Below are 20,615 nucleotides of genomic sequence, written 5' to 3' on the forward strand. Positions count from 1 at the left end.
TCTTCACCTCCTATATGATACTCTCGCCACGAAGCAGTTTTGACATACCATTTGCGGCGAACAGTAAAACGACACTGATTACAGATTTGAACATACCTACTACAGTAGATAATGGAATACTACCATTACCAATACCTAATTTATAAACGTATAAATCTAATACACGGATAGACTCTCTGTTCTCAGCGTTTTCGAATACGAGGTACTGGTCAAGACCATTACTGAGAATACCGGCAATAGCCATTAACAATAACACGAAGAATGTTGGAAGCAGACCCGGAAGAGTGATATGACGCATCTTCTGGAAACGTCCCGCACCATCCACGGTAGCCGCCTCATACAATGACTGGTCGATACCGGAAATACCTGCTATGTAAATGATTGCGCTCCAGCCTACACCTTTCCATGTACCCCAGCCCCACATCTTAACCCATGTGAAGGAGTTACCCATCAGGTAGTTATGACCTGGCGCATTCTGTGACATCAAACCAACCTCTTTTGCAAATGTGTTAATGAAACCATCTGTTGAGAAAATAGAAAGCGCTACGGCATATACAAGTACCCATGAAATGAAGTTAGGGATTGTTGTAAACGCCTGTACAAAACGACGGAAATTCATGTTACGGACTTCACAAAGGAATACAGCGAAGATCATAGGAATCCAGCTTGTGATGATATTTAAACCACTGATTGCCAATGTGTTTTTCATAACGTTGATAACATCATTTCTTGTTGCAGAGTTCTTAAATAAGTAAGCAAACCATTTAAGACCAACAAAGTTGTCTGATGAAAGCGTTCCACCTGACTTGTAATCGAAGAATGCGTATCTCCATCCATAAAGAGGAAGGTAGCAGAATAAGAAACCAAGGATTGCAAACGGAAGGAACATCAGGAATAATTTGTACTTTGATTCCATCTCAAACTTCTCACCAGGCAGTGCCTTTGGAGTCTTAACAAATAATACCAAAGAAAGTATCAGAATCAAAGCAGCGATTCCGCCGAAGATAAATACACCAACCGGCATAGAAGGTGCAACTTTGTCCACACGATTTGTATCCCGAACCAAAATGTAACCTACGAAACAAACTGCATATCCAACTACTTCTGCAATTGCTCCGATAATAGAGAATTTTAAGCCAAATCTCTGAAGCTTGTTGTTACCCATTGATGTACAAACACCAACACCTGTTGCCGCGATACCAAGTACCGCGATCACCGCACCAATATAAGTAACTACGAATGTTGTCTCATCAACCCAATTCATACGAAATGCTCTCGCACAGTCACTAATAAGACTGTTATAAGAAATAGCTGATGTAAATAATGAAATCTTGTCACTAACCAAACCACAGATCTTAGCCGGGTTAGCGATTGGGAAGAATGCCATGACGATCACAAGTACGGCAATCACACGCTGCACAATCCAAAGACTGCTTAACGTCCCTTTCTTCTCGGTTATTTCTTCTTTCATAATGACCTCCTTGTTTTGTATTTCAGTCTTCGCTTCAAAAAAACGAATAGAACTTTTCTACTATTATTTTATCAAAAAGTGCATTTTAAAAATACCATAATTTATGGATTGAAAATACACATATTTTTCACACTTTTTAAACTGTTTGTTCGCACTTCTTTTTTATTATGAAATCATACAGAGAATATGCAGACAAACGTAAAAACAATTTAGACATGAAAAAAAGAGGAAAAGAGATGAGATTGTATTTCAAATCTCATCTCAAGATCTCCTCAATCATTCTCTGTCAGAATGAATTATTTTTTCTTTTTCTTTGAAGTTACAACAACTACAACACCTGCAACTACAACGACAGCTACAACTACTACGATTGGAATAACCGGTACACTTGACTTGCTGTCATCTTTCTTATCGTTTGACTTTGCTGCCGGTGTAGGAGTAGCTTCTTTTGCATCCGGATCGTCCTTCGCAAAACCGGAAACAGTAAATGTTACTTCCACAGAATCATTAGGAATCTGGAACTCCGTCTTTAATTCCTTTGTATTTCTATATGTGTTAGCTGTGTTAAAGCAAAGTGTATGTGGAGCATCTTCTGCTTCTTCATCAATAATGGCATTGTCCTGTGTTAATTTTGTAATACCATCAATCTTTGTCTTAACATTTGTGATCTTAACAGTGTCATTAGAAGGGATATCTGTAGATACACCTACGAATTTAACATGTGTGTTACCATCGTTTGTAACGCATCCGTTTAATCCTTTAACGCCAACTGTATATGTACCATTACCTTTGATCTTAACGTCAGTGATCTGACCATCAACAGGCTTAGCTTCTTCTACATCTAATGTAGTAAGCATCTTGTCCCAGTTTGCATTGTCGATACCGGTTTCCTTCTTGAAGAACGGATCTCTGAATACCCAACATCCATCTGCCTGGAACATAAAGTATGCATTGTACTCTCCATTTGGATCAAAATCCTTTTTACCAAGTGCGATTGCCTCTTTCGTAGGATCATTTGCTGCAAATGCTACGGAAGGGATCACTGTTACGCCAAGAGCTAAAGCCATAGCACCGGCTGTAATTGCTGAAACGATTTTCTTTAATGATTTTCTCATTACCATTTCCTCCTCTTATTTTTACTCAACATAATGACATTCTCATGCCTGTATTTGAGTATACCATAAAAATCAACAAAAGTAACCTTATTTTTTTGACATGTTTACCCACATTATTTCACTTTTGCATTTAAAAAAGAGTTTTTTATGGTATTTTCCACAAAAAACTCTTTTCTGATATGGTTACTTTTGTATCTGTTATGCAATCTTTTCCATTTTTAGATGTATTTTTGAATTTCTTGTGGGATTTCTGCCGGAAAACAGATTGTAATACAAGTTCCTTTCCCCTCTTCACTCCTGATCGATACACCATACGGCTCGCCATATAATATGGTAATTCTCTGATTCACATTATTGATTCCGATATGATCATTTTCCGAATGAATTCCTTCTCTGAGTGCTTTACGAATCTTTCCTAATGTATAATAATTCATTCCTGCACCGTTATCTTTAATCTGAATTTCAATATCTCTTTCTTTCTGCATAACATGCACTTCCAGATAGCCATCATTTTCTTTCGACTCCAGACCATGTGCAAATGCATTTTCCACAAACGGCTGCATGATCAGTGGGATGACCATGATAGAAGTATCAACATTATCGTCTACAATAACTTTTGAATGGATTCTGTCTCCAAAACGATAATTCTGAATTACAAGATAATCTTCGATCAATGTGATCTCTGACTGCAAACTGACCATCTGATCACCAACCTGTATATTTCTTCTCATGATCTTTGCAAGTTTTTTTACCAGTTCTTCGATCTCAGGTTCTTTGTTAATCTTTGCTTTCATACGGATCGTTTCCAATGTATTATATAAGAAATGGGGATTGATCTGGCTTGCAAGCATTTTAAATTCAACTTCTTTTTGCTTGGTATGCAGCTTTTCTTTCTGAACCTGTTCATCAACCACTTTGGTTGTCAGCTTTTGAATATCCTGCATCATCTGTTCTAACTCCTGGTACAGCTCAGCTGCCTCATCTGTTCCATCGATCGGCTCTACTTCCTTATATCTGCCTACCGCGACTAAATGCATCTGTTCACGCAGCTTTTTAATACGATGCCCAAACAGATTCGAAAAGAGCAGGATCAAAAAGATTGACATCATAAGGCCGAGCAATACTGTAACAATACTGATCAGATTTGTTTTATTAAAATCAACCAGTAAAGCTCGTGAACTTTGGACTCGCACGATCGTATAACACGATCCCGTATCATCAGGATAAATTTTTTGATAGGTTACCAGATACTCACTAATACCATTAACCACTTTTTGAGTTCCCAAATTTTTACGATAAGAATTCAAATTTGCGATCAGAAAATCATTATCGTTTGTAATTTCAAAATTTGTTGCGATCACATCATCGGGGCCATACACCAATACGGAATTGTCTGTTCGTTTAATCACTTTTTTCACAGTTCGTTCGGGATTCAAGCGTACGGCAAGCACAGCTATTGTTTTACCGGAAGAATCCTGAATACTACGTGTAAGCTGGATCACATTTTCTGATTTTGTCTCATCAAAGAAATAAGACCAATAACTCTCACCATTCCGGTAACAGGTGGGCAGATACCAGTTAAGCTTTTTGATATCCCCTCCACCCGAATAGCTGAAATACCGGTTCGATGCGATCGTTCTGTTCTTTACATAGATCTTGATATCATAAATCTCTTCCTTATAATATTCGAGATATTTATCAATAAACTGCATGCTGACACAGTCCTGTGTAAACTCATCGGTATCTTTATATTCCTTTTGTGCGATCTTCGTAATAATATTACGGACCGCCGCATCACTATAGATCTGTTTCCCTACGTCTGTAGCAACTTCCATAGATTCTTCTATACTGGAGCCGATCAGGGCAACCTCCTCCTGCTGTGCTTTTTTATTCTGCTCCAGAATCAGATTACGGCTCTGCTGACTGATATAAAATGTTGCAATTACAAAAGGAATAATTCCCCCTATTATATATATAAGGAACATTCTCTTTCCGAAACTGATACTTTTTGCTATATCCAGCACCTTATACCATCTGTATTTTCTTTTTTTCATTCTTTCTATTCACCAATCTTAAACTGTACCTGAACCGGACTTTTTAACGGTTTACCGGATAGTGATGTTACTTTCGTTGTAATATTCAAAATATATGATTCATCCTGTGCATATGGTTCGATCGGTTCGATCTCGATCTCATTTTCAATTGAATTATAACGGATCGCCGTCTTTAATGGCGACATATTCATCGTTGTTACATACAGGTTTACATTATTGACTGTCTTAGGATCCAAAGGCACATTAAACTTAATTTTCCACAAAAAATTTCCTGTCTTGAATTTCAGATCCTGTTTTACTTTATTCTCCAATCCTTCTGTCATAGATTCAAATGCCAAATAATTTGCCATAATTATCTCTCCGTTTCTCCTCTGATCAGACTTCTTTGTATCCAATCCTCTATCTTAGTTTATTTCCATATTATCTTTCATTTTAACACACATCCTGTTTTTTGTGTATATCTAATTATAAGTGTATCGTATCTGTTATTTTTTTGTTATAATTATGTTTAGAAAAACAAAGGAGGTTACCCTCTATGGCAAAGATAAATTTTAAGCCCGGCAACATGCTCTATCCTTTACCGGCTGTATTGATAAGCTGTGGTGATATTGATGGTGAATCCAATCTTTTTACTGTTGCATGGGCAGCTACTGTATGCACAAATCCGCCAATGGTTTCGATTTCTGTCCGCCCGGAACGTTATTCCTATGACATGATCCGCAGGCAAAAAGAGTTTGTGATCAACCTGACGACAAAAGATCTGGCTTTTGCAACTGATTATTGCGGTGTCCGTTCCGGCCGGAACTATGATAAATGGAGCGATTGTCACCTGACAAAAGAAAAAGCAGATCAGGTCCTATGCCCGATGATCAAAGAATCACCTGTCAATATTGAATGCAAAGTCTCGCAGATTCAGGAATTAGGTTCGCATCATATGTTTATTGCTGATGTTGTTGCTGTTCATGTAGATGATACATTGCTAGATGAACATAATACATTTCATTTAAACGACAGTAATCTGATCTCTTATTCGCACGGAACATATCTGACGCTTGGAGAGCCGGTCGGTAAGTTTGGATATTCCATTCAAAAAAAGAAAAAAAAGAAAGAACACAAACGAAAAGCAAAGTCATAAAATATACTATGACAATGTCAGCAACAGATTCATATACTATATAGCAACAGATCCTGTTAACAATGGTATACAAAGAACCGGCGTTTTTGATGCTATTCATGGTATAAAAGGGAGCACTTATGAAAATAACCTATATAAAAATCCGCAACTTCAAATCTATTCGCGATATTGAGATCTGTGACATTGAAAATGCATTGATCTTAGTCGGTAAAAACAGCACCGGCAAAACTTCTATCATTGATGCACTCTTATTAACTGCCGGTAAAACCCAAGTGGAAGATTACCAGTATCGTGACGCAAACACATCTATTGAAGTTTCTTTGCACATCGAATTTTCTACGGAAGATCTCGAATATTTTCACAAAAAAGGAACATTAAACAAGCTGCGTGATTATGATGCATGGTATCAGGAATTCTGCACAAAACTTCCTTCCTTTCAGGATAATGTACTTTCTTTTACCTGCATTATCACACCACAAAAGAAAGTACGTTATGACGATGGATTCCAAAAAAACAATCCATATATATTAGAAGTTTTTCCAAAAATCTACCATATCGATCAGACGCGAAACTTAGAAGCATTACAAAATGATGTATTTAATTTTTACGACAAAGAATCTTTCCAAAAACTCAAAGACAACCAATGTACTTTTGATGCGACAAGAACCTGCAACCGCTGCTTTCAGTGCATTGGACTGATCAACAAAAAAACACCGGAGGAACTAACTCTTTTTGAAACAGCACGACTTTTACAATACAAACTTTTTCATACGAACCTGAATGAATTTGCCAAAAAAGTCAATGAACATTTCCATGCGAATGCAAGTCCATCACAGGATATCCAATATGTTATGAATTATGATATTGACAGTCTGCTCCATATTGATACTTTAGTACGTAACAAAGTCCGTGGTGGTTCTGTCGGTTCGATCAATCTGCTTAGTGAAGGCTTAAGAAGTATTTATGCTCTTTCTTTTCTGGAGGCTTATATCGAAGAAGAAGATACTCTTTCTTGCATTATCATGATCGAGGACCCCGAAATCTATCTTCATCCACAGCTCCAGAAGGTAGCAAGTGAAATTCTTTACCGCCTTTCAAAGAAGAATCAGGTTTTATTTACAACACACTCCCCGAATCTGATCTTTAACTTTTCTACAAAGCAGATCCGCGAAATCATTCTTGATGAAGAATATTACACTATCGCACGTCAGGATACGGATATTGATGTCATTTTAGATGACCTTGGATATACTGCAAATGATCTGATGAATGTCAGCTTCGTCTTTATTGTAGAAGGCAAACAGGATAGCAACCGCCTGCCGCTGCTTTTAGAAAAATATTATTCCGAAATCTATGATGATGACGGCAAACTGCAGCGAATTACGATCATTCCTACTAATAGCTGTACAAATATTAAAACGTACGCAAACTTAAAGTACATCAATAAATTATATTTGAAAGATCAGTTTTTAATGATCCGCGACAGCGATGGAAAAAACCCAAAATACCTAAAGAAGCAGCTTTGTAACTATTACAGCCAGCGGGCCAAAGAAGATTTAGGCAATCTGCCAAAGATTGAGCCGAAAAATGTATTGATCTTAAAGTATTATTCCTTTGAAAATTACTTTTTAGAGCCATCCGTTATGAAAAAGATCGGCGTGATCCGTTCCGAAGAAGATTTTTACAATATTCTTTATAAAAAATACAAAGACTACTTATTTAAATTGAACAGTTTCAAAAAGCTGCTGCGCACAAAAAATTTCAGGATAAAAAATAAACAAGACATAAAAGACCATATAGAAGACATAAAAATATATGTCAGAGGCCATAATCTGTTTGACATTTTCTATGGACGCTATCACGGAACAGCCGAACAGGAAATCCTCAAAAAGTATATTGATGCCGCACCACGCGAAACCTTTCAGGATATTTTTGATGCGATCGACTCTTTTGTATACTTTGAAAACAGAAAAAAATGATGACAACAAAAACAGCCATACAGGATGGAGACGAATTTTTGTCACTTTTGTGTCACAAACCTTTTTTCTTGTTGACATAACATAAGTTTTGTTTATAATATTGTTATGTGTTGTTTTTTGCTTATTTTTACAAAAGGCAGGAAACACATTCGACAATTGAGACAAAATGCAGAGGTTTTTGTTAAAAAAATGTATTCTTCTTCTGCGACACAATACATTTTATGTGCACGAATTGCCATAAAATGTATTTTAAACTATAATAGTGAGATACTTATTTTGACTTATCAGACTGGACTTACAGATATTATATAAATTTTAATGCAATATACAAAAGAGAGCGAAATTGGATTTTATGAGGTGCAATATGGAAAATCAATATATTATTAAAGGCGGTGTTCCTCTCCGTGGAGAGGTTACGATCGGTGGTGCTAAAAATGCTGCTTTAGGCATACTTGCCGCTGCAATTATGACAGATGAAACGGTTTTGATCGACAATCTTCCTGATGTAAACGATATTAATGTTTTATTGACTGCAATTGAGGGGATCGGAGCTACAGTCAACAGGTTGAGCCCACATGCGGTAGAAATTAACGGTAGTACCATTGGAGCTGTAACGATTGATTACGATTCCATTCGTAAGATTCGTGCTTCATACTACCTGCTCGGTGCGTTGCTGGGCAAATATCAAAAAGCAAAAGTAGCGTTACCGGGTGGATGTGAGATTGGAAGCCGTCCGATTGACCAGCATTTGAAAGGATTTCGTGCACTTGGCGCTACGGTCAACATTGAACATGGTATGATCGACACTTTTGCGGAAAATCTGGTTGGAAACCACATTTTCCTTGATGTTGTTTCTGTCGGTGCAACGATCAATATTATGTTAGCTGCCTGTATGGCAGACGGAAAGACTGTATTGGAAAATGCTGCCAAAGAGCCACATATTGTAGATGTAGCAAACTTCTTAAACAGTATGGGTGCAAATATTAAAGGAGCCGGTACCGATAAGATCCGTATTACCGGTGTATCAAAGCTACACGCAAGTGAATATTCGATCATTCCGGATCAGATCGAAGCCGGTACTTTTATGGTAGCTGCTGCCGCTACAAGGGGCGATGTTCTGATCAAAAATGTCATTCCAAAGCATTTAGAAGCAATTACCGGAAAACTTACGGAAATCGGTGCATTAGTCGAAGAATTTGATGATGCTGTCCGTGTATCCGCAACCGGCAGATTAAGCCACACACAGGTTAAAACTTCTCCATATCCGGGATTTCCTACAGATATGCAGCCTCAGATCGCAACACTTCTGGCTCTTTCTGAAGGCACAAGTACCGTTACGGAAAGTATTTTTGAGAACAGATTTAAATATATTGATGAACTTTCCCGCATGGGAGCAAATGTAAAAGTAGAAGGAAATGTTGCTATTATCGAAGGCGTTTCGGGATTTACCGGAGCTGCTGTTTCAGCACCGGATTTGCGTGCCGGAGCTGCATTAGTAGTAGCTGCATTGGTGGCGGATGGTTATTCAACGGTCGATTCGATCAAGTTCATTGAGCGAGGTTATGAATGTTTTGAGCACAAACTGAATCAGCTCGGTGCGCGAATGGAAAAAGTTGAAATTGATGACGATAGAGCCATTCAAAAGTTCAAGCTGAAAATCGGATAGATATCTATAAAGAGCTTTTGCAACATAGGCAGAAAACCTACGAAGCAAAGGCTCTTTTTTTAGACAGATCATTTCATAAAAACATTTTTATTTTTTTAGAACTTTTTGTCAGCCTATACCGGAGCAGATAACTTGCAAATATCCCCCAAAAAGCGTATTATTAAAGTATCTATACGATAGAATAATTCTAAAATTCAAGCATTGCACGCTTGTCGCCCATTGTGACGGATAATTTCATTTTATCGTTTATGTATGCTACACAAGGGGCAACTTTTAACCAGATCAAACCAGGAGATTTTTAACAAATGAGAGGACGTTTTATAACTTTTGAAGGAATTGACGGCTGTGGCAAAAGCACACAGATCGAACTGTTAAAACAAAAGATCGAGCAGCAGGGAACACGCTGTTATGAAACCCGTGAACCCTCTGACGGTCCGGTAGGATGTATGCTTCGTCAATGTCTTACAAAAAGAATCGAAGCAGATGAACGCACTCTGGCTGCCCTTTTTGCATCAGATCGTCTGGATCATCTTTTTAATAAAACAGACGGCATTTGCCAGAAGTTAGACGAAGGAATTCATGTAATCTGTGACCGCTATGTATTATCCAATTATGCCTACCAAAGTGTACGCGCCCCATTAAACTGGGTGATGAGCCTGAATTCGGTAGCAAACGATACCGTCAAACCTGATTGCCATATATTTATTGATGTTACTCCTGAAGTATCTTTAGAACGTATGGCAAAAGGACGTTTTCATACAGAACTTTTTGAAACAAAAGAAAGATTGACAGAGGTCAGAAACCGTTATCTTTCTCTGATTGAGCAGCTAAAAGACAAAGAAAAAATTATTGTCGTTGACGGAGACCGGTCCGTAGATCAGATTGCCAATGCTATCTGGAAAGAAGTCTCTGCTCTTTTTTAAATAAGTATTGATAAGGAGGCGATAACTGTGGATTTAAAAGTTACTAATCTTGCACAGATACAACAACAAAATGCACTTTCGAATCTTCCTGAAACAGATGGCTCTTTTCGATTTGCTTTACTCAGTAACCTGCAGGAAAATGAACTACAGTCCCAGCTTGCCTTCATGATGGAAGAGATCACACAACAGGGAAACCGGATCAGCAAGCGTATGGATGTTCGCGATATGAAACAGTATCGCAAACTGATCAAAGAATTTATTAATGAAATCTCTACACATTCCCATAAATTCAGTCGTGAAAATTTTCTTGACCGTAAAGGCCGGCATCGTGTATATGGAATTATCAAGCAGATCAACCAGACATTAGACGAACTTGCAGAGGAACTTCTGGAAGAAGAGAAAGATCATCTTGCCATTTTGCAAAAGGTTGATGAAATACGTGGTTTGATCCTTGATATTTTTACCTGATGCAAATAAAGAAAACAGGTACATACATTTCTTTATATTATGATAAATATAACGTCAGTACACTACTGTACATTCAGTTTTTTATAAAGTAAATAAGTGTATATTTGAATACACGGATTGGAGTAATAATGGCTAATTTTAAAGATATAATCGGACAAGACCAGATTAAGACACATCTTTTAGATGGCATTTTACAGGGAAATATTTCCCACGCTTATATTATTAATGGCGAAACAGGATCAGGCAGACGTTTACTTGCATCTGCCTTAACAAAAGCCCTGCTTTGCGAGAATCGTTCTGCGCAGGGAGATGCCTGTGGCGTGTGTAAATCCTGCAAGCAGGCAGACTCAAATAATCACCCGGATGTCCGCTTTGTAACACATGAAAAAGCAAGCATCAGTGTAGATGATATCCGTGAGCAACTGATCAATGATATTACGATCAAACCTTATAGCAGTGCTTACAAAATATACATTATCCCGGATGCAAACAAAATGACAGAACAGGCACAAAATGCCCTTTTAAAAACAATTGAAGAACCACCGGAATATGCTGTGATCTTATTAATTACGGAAAATTCCAAAAATCTGTTAAATACGATCCAGTCACGCTGTATTACATTAAATACACGTCCTTTGACAAAAGCTGAGATCAAGGAATATCTGATCAAAAACCTTCAGATGGACGAAGATCAGGCAGACATTGCTGCTGCTTTCTGTCAGGGAAATGTCGGAAAGGCAATTCATTTTTCTTCAGACCAGAATTTTCAGGAAATGAAAGCTGAAACACTTTCTTTATTAAAACAGATTGATAAAATGGATGTTCCTGAAATCATGCAACAGATTAAGAGCTTTTCACAAAGAAAATCCTCAATGGACGATTATCTTGATCTGATGCTTTTATGGTATCGTGATGTTCTGATGTTTAAGATTACAAAAGATACGAATATTCTTTTATACCGTGAAGAATACAAAGCAATTTCCGAGCAGGCTTGTATTCATAACTATCAGAAGATCGAGAACATTATCAAAGCGATCGACAATGCAAAAGTCCGTCTTGCTGCTAATGTCAACTTTGATATAACAATTGAATTACTTCTTTTGACAATAAAAGAAAATTAAACCGGACGAAAAAGAAAGGAAATTATATAGATTATGGTATTGATTATAGGGGTTCGTTTTAGAAAATCGGGTAAAGTGTATTACTTTGATCCACTTGATCTTGATATCAAGAAAAACGATCATGTTATTGTAGAAACCGCAAGAGGTGTAGAATACGGAACTGTTGTACTAGCGCCAAAAGAAGTCGAGAAAGAAAAGATCGTACAGCCATTAAAACCGGTTATGCGTATCGCCACACCACAAGATGATGCAACAAGTATCGAAAATGAAAAGAAAGAAAAAGAAGCTTATAACATCTGCTTAGAAAAGATTACAAAACACAATCTTGAAATGAAACTGATTGATTCAGAATATACATTTGACCGTAATAAACTGTTGTTCTACTTTACAGCCGACGGACGAATTGATTTTAGAGAGCTTGTAAAAGATTTAGCAGCTGTTTTTCGTACCCGTATTGAATTACGTCAGATTGGTGTACGTGATGAGACAAAAATGATCGGAGGCATTGCAATCTGTGGAAGACCCCTTTGCTGTCACACTTTCCTGTCTGATTTTGCACCGGTATCGATCAAAATGGCAAAAGAGCAAAATCTGTCATTAAATCCTGCTAAAATCTCAGGAGTTTGTGGTCGTCTTATGTGTTGTCTGAAAAACGAAGAGGAAGCTTACGAATACCTCAATAAAACATTACCGCATGTTGGTACACAGGTCAGTACGATTGACGGATTTGAAGGAGAAGTACAAAGTGTCAGCGTATTAAAACAACGTGTTAAAGTTATCGTTACCATAGATAACGAAGAAAAAGAAGTACGTGAATATGACGTAGATGAATTAAATTTTGACAAAGGAAACCGTCCATCTAATATTCCAATTGCTCCGATTATACCGGATGAAGTGATTGATGAAAAAACAATCAAAGAATTAGAAGATCTGGAACAGAAAGATCTGGAAGATTCTGTTGCAGAAGAGGCAGATAATGCTGTTTCCAAGAATTCACACCGAAACAACCATTCAAAGAAATCATATAGAGATAACCGAAACAAAAACCATTCTTCTGCCGATCACTTTGCAAAAGATAATTCAAATAAAGAGAATAGAGCTAAAAACAATTCTCCTGCAGATTATATTGCAAAAGAGAATCCGTATAAAGAGAATCGAACTAAAAACGATTCTTCTACAGATTATATTGCAAAAGAGAATCCGCATAAAGAGAATAAAAACAAAGACAATTATAAAAAACGAAATTATAAGAAAAATTATCCAAATGCCGGTCAGAAAAATGCGAAGTATAATAATGCAGAGCATACAGAACCGTTTACAAAAACGAATTCACATAACAATAATACTTTCAAAAACGCAGGCTCTGCAACCAGAGGAAATTATAAGAAATACAACAACAAGAATTCTTATTACTCCCATAAAGGCAATGTAAATAATTCGAAAAAAGAAACGGAGACTAAGTAAAAGATTATGATACAGCAGGACTACTTGCATGACGGAGAAAGACTTGACGATCTACAGCGTAACGGTTACCGGATCATTCAAAATCCGGAAAAGTTTTGTTTCGGCATGGACGCTGTCCTGCTTTCTTCTTTTGCTAAACTCACAAAAGGACAACGTGTACTGGATCTTGGCACAGGAACCGGCATTCTTCCCCTTCTGCTATGTGCAAAAACGCAGGCTGCTTCTTACGAAGCATTGGAAATTCAGGAAGAAAGTGCTGATATGGCACGCAGAAGTATTGCCTATAATCATTTGGAAGATAAGATTCATGTCACAACAGGAGATATCCGTAATACATCTGAAATCTACGGAAAACAGTCTTTTGATGCTGTTGTAACGAATCCACCTTATATGACAGATACACATGGACTGAAAAATCCGGATATGCCAAAAGCGATCGCTCGTCATGAAGTTTTATGTACTTTAGAAGATGTGATCCGTGAAAGTGCTGCCGTATTAAAACCAAAAAGAAGCTTTTTTATGGTGCATCGGCCTTTCCGCCTTGCCGAGATCATGCAAACAATGAGTAAATACCATTTAGAACCAAAAAGAATGTGTCTTGTTCATCCATATATTGATAAAGAGCCGAATATGGTTCTGATCGAGGGGGTAAAAGATGGCAGATCCCGTATCACGGTAGAACCACCGATCATTGTATACAAAAGCCCTAACGTCTATACAGACCAGTTGCTAAAGTTGTATGGATATCAGTAAAATACACAGACAGATTTGTTATCATTTTAGGAATGATCATAAAAAATATAACATGTAATCTCGAAATCTTCTGAACAAAAAATTTTGAGATTACATTAACATAGAAACGAGGAAAACAATGGCTGGAACTTTATATTTATGTGCAACTCCGATTGGAAATCTCGAAGATATGACATTTCGCGCAATCCGCACATTAAAGGAAGTTGATCTGATCGCAGCAGAAGATACACGTAATACGATCAGACTTCTGAATCATTTTGAAATCAAAACACCAATGACAAGCTACCATGAATACAACAAAATAGAGAAAGCAGCATATCTGGTTCAAAAGATTCTGGATGGTACTAATGTTGCTGTCGTAACGGATGCCGGCACGCCGGGCATTTCCGATCCCGGTGAAGAACTTGTCCGCCAGGCATTAGAAGCAGGTATTACTGTCACCTCGGTTCCGGGTGCCTGTGCCTGTGTCACAGCTTTGATCCTATCCGGGCTTTCAACCAGACGCTTCGCTTTTGAAGCCTTTCTGCCACACGACAAAAAGGAAAGGCGTACGATCTTAGAAAGCCTGACAACAGAAACACGCACGACTGTGATCTATGAAGCACCACATCATTTAAAAGCCACACTTTTAGAATTATATAATGCTCTTGGTGACAGAAAGATCACCTTATGCCGTGAACTGACAAAATTACATGAAACGATACAGCAATTTACTTTAGAAACAGCAATCGACTACTATTCACAAAACGCCCCCAAAGGCGAATATGTCCTTGTACTTGAAGGGATATCTCAAAAAGAGCTTGACAGTCAGGCACAGGCTTCCTGGGAAGCAATTTCGCTTCCGGAACATATGGAACGATATCTAGCCCAAAACATGGATAAAAAAACTGCAATGAAAAAAGTCGCTCAGGACCGCGGCATCTCCAAAAGAGATGTATATCAGGCATTGCTGGAGCAAAAAGAGAACTAAGTTATTTGAAAACCTTATCTCAAATAACAGATTTATATTAATGGAATCGATCAGAAAATTTTATATAAAAATATCAAACTCCCGGATAAATTCATTTGAATCTATCCGGATTTTTTTACCGGTAATCACATGGTTTTCCCATATTTCTTTTATGACAGCTTCTTCTTTCTCTTCGATATGACATTTCATTACAAAGCATTGTCTGGATCAACACTTGATAGAAACGATTACTGATCTCAGATTGTCTTTTGCATTTGCTCTTTTTAGCGATTCGGGAAGCCAAAAGCTCCACACTGACTTTATCAGGATAGGCATCATACATTAGACTTCCATCATATTCCATATGATCACAAGCATCTTCGATTGCCCTTTGAAGCTCTTTTACCTCATATGGGCATAAGTACCGGTTATCTTTTGCGATATGTTTCATTTTGATTTCCGTCAATTCTAATGGAAATGTCATTGAAATCCCTTTCTCATATTTTTTATTTTCCATATTGCCATTCCCTGCTTCCTGTCTGGTTTCTTAGAATATTTTATGTTTTTTCCCAAAAAAGGTTCTTGCTATACATTGTCTTTTTTTTGAAAACAAACTATACTATAAATTAGATTATTTTTGGAGGTTCTTATGAAACATTTATATAAATTTGTTGCTTTATTTTTCTTGTTTTTCTGTTCGCTTTTTTTCTTCGGACAAAGCATTCCATCCGTGTCGATCACTTCGACAACCGCATCAAGCTTACAGGATTCTACTTTTCCGATCATGTATCTTCAGGATGGAAACTATACGATCAATACGTTGCATGGCTACAGCAGTGAAATGCCAATCGGAAAGATCCGTGAATCGATCACTCCTTTAGACAACAGCAAAACATTTTCCGTAAAAATACAGCAAAATGAATCAAAGATCAAAAAGATTACTTATGAACTTCGCGATATTGCAAATCACAAAGTTTTAGAAACAAATTCCTATATGAGTTTTGATTCTGATGGAAAATATCTGACCTCGAAGATTACGCTGAATCAGGCACTTGATACCAGTACGGAATATGATATGCAAATCACTTTAACAACAAATGTCAGCAAGAAAATTCATTTTTATACACGTATCAAATACTACACAAACGATTTCTTTTTGCAGCAAAAACTGGATTTTGTTTCTTCTTTTCATAATGCAACATTAGATCCGCAATCAGGATTTAACATTTCATCCTATCTGGAAGCGACAACCAATGAGGATGCTACTCTTGCTAATGTAGATATTCATTCCAGCAAAAAAATGATTCAGTGGAACAATCTAAAACCAACAATCATTACAACGATCGTACCAACGATCAAAGAAATCAATATCGAAACAGCTGCCATTTATCAGGACTATTTTGTACAGATCGGCTCCGGTGATAATTTCGAAACATATCATGTGAAAGAAAATTACCGTGTCCGTTTCTCAGGTAACCGGATTTATCTTTTAAACTTTAACCGTACAATGGAATCGCTCTTTGATCCTGATCTGATTTCTGTTAAGAAAAGTGAACTTAAGATCGGCATATCTAACGCAGATGATCTGAATATCACAACTGCCGATAAAGACAAGAAAATGGCTTTTGTACGCAATGGAAGTCTTTGGTATTATGATCTTAGTAAAAAGAAATTAAATTGTGTCTTTAGTTATGCTAAAAATAAAAAAGATTATCTTCGTGATGAATATGATCAGCATGATATTCAGATATTAAACCTGGAAAAAGACGGAACGATGAGTTTTATGGTCTATGGTTATATGAACTGTGGTGATTATGAGGGCAGAGTGGGAATCCTTTTATATGATTACGATGCAAAGACAAACCAGATCACAGAAAGAGTCTATATACCGCTTGAAACAAGCTTCCAGCAGCTTAACCAGGATCTTGGTACATTTAACTATGTCAACACCAAAAACATCTTCTATTTCTCATTAAACGACATTGTTTATGCTTATAATATTTCTTCTAAGCGTTACACGATCCTGACTGAAAATGCAACAAGAGATCATTTTTCCATGTTGAAAGCCGCAAAATGTTTTGTATGGTCCACTACCGACAAAAACGGTTTTGTCAACCAGATCACAATTCTTGATCTGAATACTTCAAAAGAATTGACGATCCAGTCACCGGATAATGAGAGTGTCGTTGTGCTTGGAACGATCGATGCTAATATTGTATATGGATTTGTACGCAATTCCGATATTTATGAAGATTCCACCGGCGACGTTGTAAAACCGGCATACATTCTTAAAATATCCGATTGCAAGGGAAATATCCTGCGTGATTACCAAAGCAAAAACCGCTATGTGGAAAGTGCTTCTGTCGATGGCAATGTTATTCATTTGAAACGAAGTAAGAAAGTAAATGGTCATTTCCGTTCCGCTACATCGGATACGATCATGAACCAGATGGCAGAGGAAAAGACATCGATCGGACTGACAACGCGACTCACGAATAAAATGCTGACAGAAAAGTATATTTCTCTTCCTGCAGGTTATGTAATGGAACGGATGCCTGAGATTTCTTCTACGAAAAATGTAATGGTTACGGATAATACAACACTTCATTTTTCAAACAAAGATATCTCTACATCAATCAAATATTATGTATGCGCTAACGGAACGATCACAAAGTCCTATACGAGTGCTGCAAAGGCGATTTCCGAGGCTTATAAGGAAATGGGAACTGTCATTGATAACAAATCACATATTGTATGGGAACGTGGTGGAAAATTTATCAGCAAGAAATTGTCAACGATCAGTTATCCAAGTGATACTTCATCCAGCATAAAAGCCTGTACACAGATGCTTTTACAGGCTGCACAGGTAACAACAACAACCTCCGAGCTTTCCGGCAAATCTATTTTGTCAATGTTGCAAAAGCATTTGGAGTATCCGGTCAGTCTTGCCGGCTGTTCTCTGGATGATGTCCTTTACTTTGTAAGCCGTGAATGCCCTGTGATCGGAATGTTGGATTCTAACCATGCTGTACTGATCACAGCTTATACTTCTTCTACCGTAAGCTGGATGGATCCACAGACAAGAAAATCAAAAACCGTATCAATTCATGTCGCAGAAAATATGTTTAAGAATGCCGGTTATAAGTTTGTAAGTTATATTTCGGATTAAAAGAGCTTTGTAAGATTATCCTTACACTGTAGGTAAAAGAAAAAAAGTCAGGCTTATGTCCCCCTAAATACTTCTGAATAAAAGTATTTAGGGGGATTGTTGATATGTCAAAATGCTCAAATTTTAAAAGTTATTTTCATGATTATGCCAAACGTAAACTCTCTTTTCTGTACTCTTTTGGCAAAATGCTGTTTTTTCAATCTCATTTTCTACCAATTTTGCCATAGTAATTCTTTATTATTTTTTGTACACTATTCTCACCTTAAACAGAAACAAATTGAAAGGAGATTTATGCAAAAATTATATTCATATCTATTACTGTTGTCTGGTGCGTTTCTTTTTATCGTCTTTCTCTTGATAGTCTATTTATCTTTTTTCACTGAATCTTTTTCCGGATATTCTTCCCATTCTATCTATAAAGCCAGTGCACATACCATAGCTATCTCTCAAAGGCACAATACCTTTTCTACAGCTTATGATCTGCCCATAAATATAAGCCAAAAAAAAACACTTTCCACAAATGAAAAAGAATATTATTATATTGCTCCGGCTAAAAAACAAGCTATTGGTATTTCTATTCAGGCTTCCGGTTCTCTCTCACTAAAACTCTATTCGCAGACAGGACAATCTCTTAACTTCTCCGTAAAAAAAGAAAAACACAACTATACTTTGCTGCCCAAAGAAACCTTTGATTCTGTGGATGGCTGTTTTTTGCAAATCGCAAATTATCAGAAAAAAAAAATATCGCTCTGCATAAAAGTTTTTTCAAAAAGTAAAAATAAAAAACCGAATAAAAGTGATTCAAATCAACTAAAGAATAATAAAAATATTTCTTCTAAAAATGATTTGAATTCACAGAAAAAAAAGAAGAACACGTTTTCTGTAACTGCTTCCAATCGTTCGAAATCAGATAACCAAAGTATTTCTAACAACAATATCAATAGTTCAAAATCAAAAAACTCTTTTTCTTCTAAAAAGCCTTCCGATAAAACTAAAATCAAAAAAAATTCTTCTTCTCGAAAGTTATCCACATTTACCCATGGAAATGCTAATCTAAATCCACATTTTTTGATTTTACGTGTAAATAATGTTTACAAACCTGATTTTGATCTTACAAAAAATGAAACGAACATATCATCCATTTCTTTCTATGTAACAGAACCTTCTGTTGCTCTTTATAAAAACGGAAAAATCTACGCAAGATCAACCGGCATTTCTATTTTGTATTGCAAAGATACTAAAAAGAACCATACAGCATGCATGATAGTGCGCGTTATCTAAGAAAGGAGACCTATTGTGGCAAAAACTTTAACAACCCAATCGTTGGATTTGTCTGCTTTTTCTTCCAAACTGGCAGAACAATATACCGTTGAACACATCATTTCCACCCAGTCATCAGAATTAGTCTTACAAATCCGTTCTAAATCGGATGCAGAAGATTATGTCCTGCAAATATATTCTTTTTCCTATCCATTATTAAGACAAGCAAAGAAAATGCAATCTAATCATCCGGATATGCTATTATTACACGAAAATGGTCTGTTAATACTTTTATCTCCTTCCTTTATAGAATTGCTGCCTAAAGAACAGCCAAAAAGAAATGCCTTTTTGCATTCGAAATATCTTCCCTATGTAGCATTCCTTTTTTGCAGTTGTCTTTTTCTATATTCTATACATGATGCCTTGCGCAAAAAAAATGCAAATACCGCAATCGCAAAACATTCGATCATTTCTGCTTTTTCCGGCAGCCAAAACAAAAAAAAGACAGCTACCGGTAGTGCCTTATCAAATCAGACCAATGTTTTCCTGGCCAGTTCTCCCTCTTCAATAATAGTTTCTCCGCCTGACAATTCTCCTGCTGCCGGTTTCCCTGCTACCGTTCCAGGCAATTTTTTGGATTTACAAAAACAAGGACTAACGAATGTTTCATTAAAAAGAAAACTAAAGCAGAATCAAGATATTACAATCCTTGCAGCTTCGTATAATCAAATAACATCATGCAAAGAAATAGCACCTCTTTCCAATGTAAAGGAACTTTATTTGAACACAAATAAAATCACATCCATACAATCGCTTTCTGCTTGTCAGAATTTGTCCATTTTGGTATTGTCAGATAACAAATTACAGGATATTGGTGCATTGCAAGCATTGTCTGATCTGACAATACTTGATCTTTCCGATAATCCAAAAATAACGAAAATACATTGTCTTTCTTCTCTGACAAAACTTCAATTTTTACTTTTGCAAAACACAGGATGCAGCAGGAAAGAGATTTCTTATTTGCAGAAAAAATTGCCACTGTGTACTATCTTTTATTAGTAATCTTATGATTTGTACTTTGAACTCAC

The 20,615-nt window shown here is 36.8% G+C and carries 17 protein-coding genes; 12 read left to right on the top strand and 5 right to left on the bottom strand.

The window, feature by feature from the left end:
* Positions 1-10: 10 nt before the first annotated feature.
* The 4 genes from H8700_RS07880 to H8700_RS07895 form a co-directional block, all read right to left on the bottom strand.
* Entirely contained in the window at positions 11-1,471 is a 1,461-nt protein-coding gene (locus H8700_RS07880; protein ID WP_249304919.1) for an ABC transporter permease subunit, read from the bottom strand.
* 296 nt (positions 1,472-1,767) lie between these two features.
* On the bottom strand, positions 1,768-2,586 hold the full coding sequence (locus tag H8700_RS07885) for a hypothetical protein (protein WP_249304920.1): 819 nt from the start codon (positions 2,584-2,586) through the stop codon (positions 1,768-1,770).
* A gap of 218 nt (positions 2,587-2,804) precedes the next feature.
* Complete coding sequence (locus H8700_RS07890) at positions 2,805-4,640, bottom strand: cache domain-containing sensor histidine kinase (protein WP_249304921.1); 1,836 nt, start codon at positions 4,638-4,640, stop codon at positions 2,805-2,807.
* Positions 4,641-4,645: 5 nt separating this feature from the next.
* Complete coding sequence (locus H8700_RS07895) at positions 4,646-4,990, bottom strand: Ig-like domain-containing protein (protein ID WP_022141859.1); 345 nt, start codon at positions 4,988-4,990, stop codon at positions 4,646-4,648.
* 185 nt (positions 4,991-5,175) lie between these two features.
* On the opposite strand from H8700_RS07895, the gene H8700_RS07900 reads away from it, so the two are divergent.
* From H8700_RS07900 to rsmI, 9 genes are all read left to right on the top strand, one after another.
* Positions 5,176-5,775, top strand: coding sequence for a flavin reductase family protein (locus tag H8700_RS07900; protein ID WP_249304922.1), 600 nt, complete (start codon positions 5,176-5,178; stop codon positions 5,773-5,775).
* Positions 5,776-5,894: 119 nt separating this feature from the next.
* Entirely contained in the window at positions 5,895-7,754 is a 1,860-nt protein-coding gene (locus H8700_RS07905) for an ATP-dependent nuclease (protein WP_249304923.1), read from the top strand.
* A 364-nt stretch (positions 7,755-8,118) separates the two neighbouring features.
* A complete protein-coding gene (gene murA, locus H8700_RS07910) occupies positions 8,119-9,420 on the top strand; it encodes a UDP-N-acetylglucosamine 1-carboxyvinyltransferase (protein ID WP_249304924.1) in 1,302 nt (433 codons plus the stop codon).
* Between the two features lie 305 nt (positions 9,421-9,725).
* Positions 9,726-10,343, top strand: coding sequence for a dTMP kinase (gene tmk / locus H8700_RS07915; protein WP_022142673.1), 618 nt, complete (start codon positions 9,726-9,728; stop codon positions 10,341-10,343).
* 27 nt (positions 10,344-10,370) lie between these two features.
* Positions 10,371-10,811, top strand: a complete 441-nt coding sequence (locus H8700_RS07920; RefSeq protein WP_022142672.1) for a YaaR family protein — start codon at positions 10,371-10,373, stop codon at positions 10,809-10,811.
* A gap of 128 nt (positions 10,812-10,939) precedes the next feature.
* Positions 10,940-11,932, top strand: a complete 993-nt coding sequence (holB, locus tag H8700_RS07925) for a DNA polymerase III subunit delta' (RefSeq protein ID WP_249304925.1) — start codon at positions 10,940-10,942, stop codon at positions 11,930-11,932.
* Between the two features lie 33 nt (positions 11,933-11,965).
* Positions 11,966-13,396 (top strand): PSP1 domain-containing protein, encoded by a 1,431-nt coding sequence (locus H8700_RS12215; protein ID WP_283242234.1) that lies wholly within the window; start codon positions 11,966-11,968, stop codon positions 13,394-13,396.
* 6 nt (positions 13,397-13,402) lie between these two features.
* Positions 13,403-14,149 carry a tRNA1(Val) (adenine(37)-N6)-methyltransferase gene (locus H8700_RS07935; protein WP_249304926.1) on the top strand — a complete coding sequence of 249 codons (747 nt, stop codon included), beginning with the start codon at positions 13,403-13,405 and terminating at the stop codon, positions 14,147-14,149.
* Positions 14,150-14,267: 118 nt separating this feature from the next.
* Positions 14,268-15,119 carry a 16S rRNA (cytidine(1402)-2'-O)-methyltransferase gene (rsmI, locus tag H8700_RS07940; protein WP_022142668.1) on the top strand — a complete coding sequence of 284 codons (852 nt, stop codon included), beginning with the start codon at positions 14,268-14,270 and terminating at the stop codon, positions 15,117-15,119.
* A 115-nt stretch (positions 15,120-15,234) separates the two neighbouring features.
* On the opposite strand, the gene H8700_RS07945 is transcribed toward rsmI, so the two are convergent.
* Positions 15,235-15,615, bottom strand: a complete 381-nt coding sequence (locus H8700_RS07945; RefSeq protein WP_249304927.1) for a hypothetical protein — start codon at positions 15,613-15,615, stop codon at positions 15,235-15,237.
* 132 nt (positions 15,616-15,747) lie between these two features.
* Between H8700_RS07945 and H8700_RS07950 the strand changes: the two genes are divergently transcribed.
* The 3 genes from H8700_RS07950 to H8700_RS12585 all read left to right on the top strand — a co-directional run bounded on the left by H8700_RS07950 (position 15,748) and on the right by H8700_RS12585 (position 20,586).
* On the top strand, positions 15,748-18,267 hold the full coding sequence (locus H8700_RS07950; RefSeq protein ID WP_249304928.1) for a hypothetical protein: 2,520 nt from the start codon (positions 15,748-15,750) through the stop codon (positions 18,265-18,267).
* 291 nt (positions 18,268-18,558) lie between these two features.
* Positions 18,559-19,548, top strand: coding sequence for a hypothetical protein (locus tag H8700_RS07955; RefSeq protein WP_249304929.1), 990 nt, complete (start codon positions 18,559-18,561; stop codon positions 19,546-19,548).
* Between the two features lie 234 nt (positions 19,549-19,782).
* Positions 19,783-20,586, top strand: coding sequence for a leucine-rich repeat domain-containing protein (locus H8700_RS12585; protein WP_408610852.1), 804 nt, complete (start codon positions 19,783-19,785; stop codon positions 20,584-20,586).
* Positions 20,587-20,615: the final 29 nt, after the last annotated feature.

Source organism: Jutongia hominis, from assembly GCF_014384965.1.
Classification (GTDB): Bacteria; Bacillota; Clostridia; order Lachnospirales; family Lachnospiraceae; genus Butyribacter; species Butyribacter hominis.